The organism is Pseudomonas sp. lyk4-TYG-107 (genome assembly GCF_030209055.1).
Lineage (GTDB): Bacteria > Pseudomonadota > Gammaproteobacteria > Pseudomonadales > Pseudomonadaceae > Aquipseudomonas > Aquipseudomonas putida_A.
In genome coordinates this window covers 143,933-151,783 of record NZ_JARVST010000035.1, presented here as the reverse complement: position 1 = coordinate 151,783, position 7,851 = coordinate 143,933, and the positions used below count along the sequence as shown (strand labels likewise).

Sequence of the window (7,851 nt, the reverse complement as noted above, 5' to 3'; positions counted from 1 at the left end):
CGGCACAGAGTGGCGGTGACGAACGGTGGCAGTAAGACAGTTGCTCCCACATTTGGATCTTCTGAGTTCCTGATTACTTACCGTTGCCTTCGATGTGGCTGAGCGGCACGCGCTTCTCGATCGCGCTCGACAGCACAATCGAGGTCTTGCTGAAGCCGAACTTCGCCACGCGATTGATCAATTCTTCCAGCTCCGTCATCGACGCCACTGCACCCTTCATCATCACGCACGGATCGCCCGTCACCCGAAAGCACTCGGTCAGCTGCGGGATTTTCACCAGTTCGTCGTAGACCTTCTGGCTGCCGTTCTGGTGCAGGCGCAATTCGATCATGCACTGGATCGGCAAACCGATTTTCGACAGGTCGATGTTCGCCTGATACCCGGTGATCACTCCGGCGGCTTCAAGCTTGGCCACGCGCTCGGCCACTGCCGGGGCGGACAGGTTCACTTTGCGCGCCAGATCGGCATAGGACGCGCGACCGTTTTCCAACAGGGCGCTGAGCAGCATGCGGTCGTATTTGTCCAAGGCCGGACTCCTGAAATTGCCAGACTTTCGAAATCGCGGTTTATCCCGTCGATCTCCGTTGTTTCAAAAGTGTACCGGCGCGATAAACAGGTTTTGTAGCTTATTTTTGCTCGCGGGCCTTTCTAGAATAATTCACACCCTGCCTCTGACTGTCGAGCTGCCCATGCCTGCCTTGCGCCGTTTTTCCTTGCCGTTGATCGCCGCGTTTTTCGCGCTGTACGTGATTTGGGGATCAACCTATCTGGTGATCCGCCTCGGCGTCGAATACTGGCCGCCACTGATGCTCGGCGGGGTGCGCTTCGTGATTGCCGGCAGCCTGATGTACGCCTTCCTGCGCTGGCGCGGGGCACCGGCGCCGACCTGGGCGCAATGGAAAGCGGCGGGGATCATCGGGATTCTGCTGCTCAGTTTCGGTAATGGCGCGGTCAGTGTCGCCGAGCATACTGGCGTGGCTTCCGGCGTGGCGGCACTGGCGGTGGCGACGGTGCCGCTGTTCACCTTGCTCTTCGGGTATTTCTGGGGCGCGCGCAATACGCGCCTCGAATGGGCCGGGGTGGCGTTGGGAATTGTCGGCATCGCCATGCTCAACATGGGTTCCAACCTGCAATCGAGCCCGCTGGGCGCGGCGCTGCTGATTTTTGCGGCGGCGACCTGGGCGTTCGGCTCGGTGTGGAGCAAACACCTGCCGCTGCCGCAAGGGGCAATGGCCAGTGCCGTGGAGATGCTGGTGGGTGGCGTGGTGCTGTTGATCGGCAGCGCAGTGAGCGGCGAACATCTGCAAGCCTTGCCGCCGATGGAAGGCTGGCTGGCCTTGGGTTATCTGATCTTCTTCGGGTCGATCATCGCCTTCAATTCCTACATGTACCTGCTCAAACACGTGCGTCCGGCGGCGGCCACCAGTTATGCCTACGTCAACCCGGCGGTGGCGGTGTTGCTGGGGATCGTGTTTGTCGGCGAGACCATCGGCATGGAAGAAGCGCTGGCGATGCTGGTGATCATCAGTGCCGTGGTGCTGATCGGTCTGCCGCAGTGGCGGCGGCCGGCGCAGCCGCTCGTCGTGGAGACGCCGAAGACCGCCGTTCCAGCAGAACAGCGTGTGAATTAGGGTAAACTGCGCGCCATTGCACCCTTGTTTTGCGCAACCGCGCTGATTTTTCCTACGGTACTCCCATGACTTTCGCCACCCTTGGCCTGATCGAACCCTTGCTGCGCTCCCTCGAGAAGCTCGGCTACCAGACTCCAACGCCGGTCCAGGCGCAAGCCATTCCGGCCGTGCTGGCCGGTCGCGACCTGATGGCTGCGGCCCAGACCGGCACCGGCAAGACCGCCGGTTTCGCCTTGCCGCTGCTGCAGTTGCTGGCCATGGAAGGACCGAAAGTGGCCGCCAATTCGGCGCGTGCACTGATTCTGGTGCCGACCCGCGAGTTGGCGGAACAGGTTCATGAGTCGGTGCGCCAATACGCTGAAAACCTGCCATTGCGCACGTATGCGGTGTACGGCGGCGTCAGCATCAACCCGCAGATGATGAAGCTGCGCGGCGGCGTTGATGTGCTGGTCGCCACGCCTGGTCGCCTGATCGACCTGTTCCGCCAGAACGCGTTGAAACTCGATCAGTTGCAAACTCTGGTGCTCGACGAAGCCGACCGCATGCTCGACCTGGGCTTCTCCGAAGAACTGGCGAACATTTACCGCATGTTGCCGAAGAAGCGCCAGACGCTGCTGTTCTCCGCGACCTTCTCCGATGACATTCGCCTGCTCGCCGGGCAGATGCTCAACGATCCGCTGAGCATCGAAGTCAGCCCGCGCAACGTCGCGGCCAACACCGTCAAGCAGTGGGTGGTGACGGTGGATAAAAAGCGCAAGCCGGAACTGTTCGTGCACCTGATGCGCAAGAACAAGTGGAAGCAGGTGCTGGTGTTCGCCAAGACCCGCAACGGCGTGGATGCGCTGGTGGAAAAACTCCAGGGCCTGGGCATCAACGCTGACGGCATCCATGGCGACAAACCGCAGGCGACCCGCCAGCGTGCGCTGGATCGTTTCAAGCTCAGCGAAGTGCAGATTCTGGTGGCGACCGACGTCGCTGCCCGTGGTCTGGATATCGAAGATTTGCCGCTGGTGGTCAACTTCGACCTGCCGATCGTCGCCGAGGATTACATCCACCGCATCGGTCGTACCGGCCGTGCGGGCGCGACGGGCGAGGCGATCTCGCTGGTGTGCGCGGATGAAGTAAACATGCTCTCGGCAATCGAGATGCTCACCCGCCAGACCCTGAAGCGCCAGAACGAGCCGGACTTCGAACCCGAGCACCGCGTGCCGGATACCGATGCCAGCGGTCAGGTGATCAAGAAGCCGAAGAAACCGAAAAAGCCGAAGACGTCCGGCGGCGGTGGCGGCAAACGCAATCTGGGCAAGTGGGTCGACAGTGGCGAGACCCAGGCACCGGAGCCGTCGATCAAGCCTGTGCGTAAAGTGCCGGTGTTCAATACCGGGCCGCGTAAGCGCAAGCCTTGATCTGATGGGGCGTCTATAAGGACGCCTTCGCGAGCAGGCTCGCTCCCACAAGGGATCTCCTTGTTACTGGAGATCAGTGTGGGAGCGAGCCTGCTCGCGAAGGACGCACCTCGGTCTTCAGCCCTTACTCTGCAACCACTCCAACATTCCCAATCCCACCGCCCGGCCACTGGCAAAGCACCCGGTCAGCAGATAGCCGCCTGTCGGCGCTTCCCAATCCAGCATTTCCCCCGCGCAAAATACGCCCGGCAACGCCTTGAGCATCAAACGCTGATCCAGCGCTTCGAACGTCACGCCACCGGCACTGCTGATGGCTTCGTCCAGCGGACGGGTTTTCACCAAGGTCAGCGGCAACGCCTTGATCGCCCGCGCCAACAACGCCGGATCAGCGAAGGTTGCCGCGTCAGTCAATTCACGCAACAACGCCGCTTTCACCCCATCAATTCCGACCTGACTGTGCAGATGCTTGGCCATCGAGCGTGAACCGCGTGGCTTGCTCAACGCTGCCTGCAATTTATCCACAGGTCGGCCGGGCAACAGATCGATGTGCACCGTGGCTGAACCCTGCGTATTGATCGCCTCGCGAATCGGTGCCGACAGCGCATAGATCAGGCTGCCTTCAACCCCGGTCGCGGTAATCACGCATTCGCCCAAGCGCGGGATATCGTCGTTCAAACCGATGGCGACATTTTTCAGCGGTGCGCCGGCGAATTTGCTGACAAGCAATTCGCTCCAGGCCTGCACCTCGAATCCGCAATTGCTCGGCTGCAACGGCGCCAGTCCTACGCCTTTTTGCTCCAGGGGCAGCATCCACGCGCCATCCGAACCCAGGCGCGACCAACTGCCGCCGCCGAGGGCGAGCAGGGTGGCGTCGGGTTTGACGGTGATTTCGCCGTCGGGGCTGGTGATGCGCAGTGCACCGTGTTCATCCCAGCCGAGCCAGCGATGGCGGGTGTGGATAACTACGCCGCTGTCGCGCAGGCGCTTGAGCCAGGCGCGCAGCAGGGGAGCGGCTTTCATGTCGGTGGGGAACACCCGGCCGGAGCTGCCGATAAAGGTCTCGATCCCCAGATCATGAATCCAGCGGCGCAACGCGTCGGCGTCGAAGCCGCGCAGCAGTGGCGCGATCTGCGGCGCGCGTTCGGCGTAGCGTGCGAGAAACGCCGGGTAAGGCTCGGAGTGGGTGATGTTCATGCCGCCAACCCCGGCCAGCAGGAACTTGCGCCCCACCGAGGGCATGCCGTCGTACAGATCGACGCGCACGCCGGCCTGGCTCAGCACTTCGGCGGCCATCAGGCCGGCGGGGCCACCGCCGATGATGGCGACGTGAGCGGGGTGGGGGGCGGAGTTCTGGGTCATGGCGTGCGCTGCGGTATGGCGGGATAAGGCGCGCATTCTAACAGCGCAGACCAATATGGGAGATCCCTGTGGGAGCGAGCCTGCTCGCGAAAGCGGTGGGTCAGTCACCTTCTAAGTCGAATGTGCCGAAGTCTTCGCGAGCAGGCTCGCTCCTACAGGGAGATCATGTGGATTAGATGACTGGTCAAAAAACAACCATCGCGCTGTACACCATGTTCGCTGTGGTCTGTAGTCCCTTTCGCTCAGGTTATCCACAGGCCGTTCCACAGCGATTGTGGGTAACGCAACACAGCTTAGTGACATCCGTGTGACGTCCAGACCCGTTGCGCGCTGTGATGCAGGATGCCGTGGCGGCGGGCGAGGGCGTGGCGATCCTTGCTGTAGCCGCCGCCGATCACGCCGACTACCGGGATGTCGCGGCCCAGGCAATGGCGCATCACGCTTTCATCGCGGGCGGCAACGCCTTCGTCTGTCAGATGCAGATAACCGAGGGCGTCGTCCTTGTGCACATCGACCCCGGCGTCGTACAGCACCAGGTCCGGTTGATACAGCGGCAGCAGGTAGTTGAGGGTGTCATCCACCACCTGCAGATAGTCGGCATCGCCCATGCCTTTGGGCAGTGGGATGTCCCAGTCGCTTTCGGCCTTGCGTGCAGGAAAATTCTTTTCGCAGTGCAGGGAAACGGTAACTGCTTCCGGGGTGTCGTGGAGGATCCGCGCGGTGCCATCGCCCTGATGCACGTCGCAATCGAAGATCAGCACCCGGTTCACCCGACCGCTTTGCAGCAGGTAATGGCTGATGATCGCCAGGTCGTTGAAGATGCAGAACCCGGCCGGGTAGTCGTAGTGGGCGTGATGGGTGCCGCCGGCGAGGTGACAGGCCAGACCATGCTCCAAGGCTTTTTCTGCCGCCAGAATCGAGCCGCCGACCGCCCGCACCGTGCGCCGCGCCAAGGCTTCGTTCCACGGCAGGCCAAGGCGCCGCTGGTCTTCGCGAGACAACTCGCCGCTCATGTAGCGTTCGATATAGCGGCGGTCATGCGCCAGGGCGAGGATGTCGTTGGGGCAGATCTCGGGACGCAGCAGGTCGGCGTCGCGGGTCAGGCCGCTGTCGACCAGGTGGTCGCGCAGCAAGCGGAATTTGTCCATCGGAAAGCGGTGATCCGCCGGAAACTCGGGGCTGTAGTCTTCGTGGTAGATCAGCGGCAGGGGCATGGCAACTTCATGTAGGAACGATGGAAAGAGTGAACGATCCTACCAGCGATGTAGACTTGCGGCATGGAAATGGAGGGGCATGATGGAGCCGATTCAGCAACTCGAAAGCGCACGCCTGCTGATGCGTCAGTGGCGCGACGAGGATTTGCCGGAATTTGCGGCGATGTGCGCCGATCCTCAGGTGATGCGCTACTTTCCGGCCCCGCTCAGCCGTCTCGAAAGTGCGTCGATGATCGGCCGGGTGCGCGGGCATTTTGCCGAGCACGGTTTCGGTCTGTGGGCACTGGAGCGCAAGGACAGCGGTGAGTTCATCGGTTTCACTGGCCTGGGTGTGGTCGGTTTCGATGCGCCGTTCACCCCGGCGGTGGAAATCGGCTGGCGTCTGGCCCGCGAGCATTGGGGGCTGGGCTATGCCAGTGAGGCGGCGTGGACGGCATTGCGCGCAGGTTTTGATCGGCTGGGACTGAAGGAAATCGTGTCTTTCACCGCCCAGAGCAATCTGCCGTCGGAGAAAGTCATGCAGGCGATTGGCATGCAGCACGATCCGGCCGATGATTTCGATCACCCCAAACTTGCCGTCGATCACCCGTTGCGGCGGCATCTGTTGTACCGAATTACCAGGGAGCAATGGCTGCAAACCCTGCATGGCTAAGCCGACACGGACGTTTACAATGGCGCGACAGTGGCTCGCGCCAGAACCTGAATGGGCCGCCGCAGCCAAGACTGCGCGGCATAGCGTTGTGTGAGGAGAGTCTGAATGAGCCAAGTGTTGGAAGATCTGGTCGACCTGCTGACCCTGGAGCCAATCGAGGAAAACCTGTTCCGTGGCCGCAGCCAGGACTTGGGTTTCCGTCAGTTGTTCGGTGGTCAGGTACTCGGTCAGTCGCTGTCGGCGGCCAGTCAGACGGTTGAAGAGGCGCGCCATGTGCATTCGATGCACGGTTATTTCCTGCGTCCGGGCGATGCCAAGTTGCCGGTGGTGTATTCGGTGGATCGCGTGCGTGACGGCGGCAGCTTCAGCACCCGACGGGTCACTGCGATCCAGAAGGGCCACCCGATCTTCACCTGCAGCGCGTCGTTCCAGTACGACGAGGCTGGCTTCGAGCATCAGAGCCAGATGCCGGTGGTGGTCGGCCCGGAAAACCTGCCGTCGGAGCTGGAACTGACCCAGCAACGCGCGCACCTGATCCCCGAACACATGCGCGAAAAACTGCTGTGCCCGAAACCGATCGAAGTGCGCCCGGTCACCGAAAAGGATCCGTACAACCCGCAGCCGGCCGATCCGGTGAAGTATGTGTGGTTCCGTGCCGACGGTGCGCTGGCGGATATTCCGGCGCTGCACAAGTACCTGCTGGCCTACGCCTCGGACTTCGGTCTGTTGACCACCTCGATGCTGCCGCACGGCAAGTCGGTCTGGCAGAAAGACATGCAGGTCGCCAGCCTCGATCATGCATTGTGGTTCCACAACGATCTGCGCGCCGATGACTGGTTGCTCTACGCGATGGACAGCCCGTGGGCCGGCAATTCCCGGGGATTCTCCCGTGGCAGCGTGTACAACCGCGCCGGGCAACTGGTGGCATCGGTGACCCAGGAAGGCCTGATTCGTCACCGCAAGGACTGGGCATGAGCCTGAGCGATGTGAAGCACTGGGTGTTCGACATGGACGGCACCCTGACCATCGCCGTGCATGACTTTGCGGCGATCCGCGTGGCGCTGGCGATTCCGCCCGAGGACGACATTCTCACGCACCTCGCGGCGCTGCCGGCCGAGGAGGCCGCGGCGAAGCATGCCTGGTTGCTGGAGCATGAGCGCGATCTGGCGTTGGGGTCGAAACCGGCTGCCGGTGCGGTGGAGCTGGTGCGTGACCTGCACGGGCGCGGCTATCGGCTCGGTATCCTGACGCGCAATGCACGGGAGCTCGCGCATGTGACGCTTGACGCCATCGGTCTGGCCGACTGCTTCGCCGTGGAAGATGTGTTGGGCCGCGATGAAGCGCCACCGAAGCCGCATCCCGGCGGGTTGCTGAAACTGGCCGAAGCCTGGAGCGTGCCGGCCAGCGAAATGGTGATGGTCGGGGATTACCGCTTTGATCTGGATTGCGGTCGGGCGGCCGGGGCACGGACGGTGCTGGTGAATCTGCCGGACAACCCGTGGCCGGAACTGACGGATTGGCATGCGCAGGATTGTGTCGAGTTGCGGCGGATGCTTTCGGTCTGAGATGTATGTTGTCAGAAGGGAAGC

Annotated in this window: 8 protein-coding genes; 5 read left to right on the top strand and 3 right to left on the bottom strand. The window is 62.2% G+C overall.

What is annotated here, in order from left to right:
* Positions 1–73 precede the first annotated feature (73 nt).
* Complete coding sequence (locus tag QRN61_RS26560) at positions 74–526, bottom strand: Lrp/AsnC family transcriptional regulator (protein WP_027612871.1); 453 nt, start codon at positions 524–526, stop codon at positions 74–76.
* Between the two features lie 163 nt (positions 527–689).
* On the opposite strand from QRN61_RS26560, the gene yedA reads away from it, so the two are divergent.
* Both yedA and rhlE1 read left to right on the top strand, forming a co-directional pair.
* Positions 690–1,631, top strand: coding sequence for a drug/metabolite exporter YedA (gene yedA, locus QRN61_RS26555; protein ID WP_103367261.1), 942 nt, complete (start codon positions 690–692; stop codon positions 1,629–1,631).
* A gap of 65 nt (positions 1,632–1,696) precedes the next feature.
* The gene (gene rhlE1 / locus QRN61_RS26550; protein ID WP_003228472.1) at positions 1,697–3,037 is read left to right on the top strand and encodes an RNA helicase RhlE1; all 1,341 of its coding nucleotides are present in this window, start codon (positions 1,697–1,699) and stop codon (positions 3,035–3,037) included.
* A 117-nt stretch (positions 3,038–3,154) separates the two neighbouring features.
* Here rhlE1 and QRN61_RS26545 read toward each other — a convergent pair whose 3' ends face one another.
* A complete protein-coding gene (locus tag QRN61_RS26545) occupies positions 3,155–4,396 on the bottom strand; it encodes a TIGR03862 family flavoprotein (protein ID WP_285376247.1) in 1,242 nt (413 codons plus the stop codon).
* A 293-nt stretch (positions 4,397–4,689) separates the two neighbouring features.
* Positions 4,690–5,610 (bottom strand): histone deacetylase family protein, encoded by a 921-nt coding sequence (locus QRN61_RS26540; RefSeq protein WP_285376246.1) that lies wholly within the window; start codon positions 5,608–5,610, stop codon positions 4,690–4,692.
* An 82-nt stretch (positions 5,611–5,692) separates the two neighbouring features.
* On the opposite strand from QRN61_RS26540, the gene QRN61_RS26535 reads away from it, so the two are divergent.
* From QRN61_RS26535 to QRN61_RS26525, 3 genes are all read left to right on the top strand, one after another.
* Positions 5,693–6,262: a GNAT family N-acetyltransferase gene (locus QRN61_RS26535; RefSeq protein ID WP_027612866.1), complete on the top strand. Its 570-nt coding sequence runs from the start codon at positions 5,693–5,695 to the stop codon at positions 6,260–6,262.
* A gap of 105 nt (positions 6,263–6,367) precedes the next feature.
* Positions 6,368–7,237 (top strand): acyl-CoA thioesterase II, encoded by an 870-nt coding sequence (tesB, locus tag QRN61_RS26530; protein WP_003228466.1) that lies wholly within the window; start codon positions 6,368–6,370, stop codon positions 7,235–7,237.
* Positions 7,234–7,827 (top strand): HAD family hydrolase, encoded by a 594-nt coding sequence (locus QRN61_RS26525; RefSeq protein ID WP_097089301.1) that lies wholly within the window; start codon positions 7,234–7,236, stop codon positions 7,825–7,827. The genes tesB and QRN61_RS26525 overlap by 4 nt, the downstream gene beginning before the upstream one ends.
* Positions 7,828–7,851: the final 24 nt, after the last annotated feature.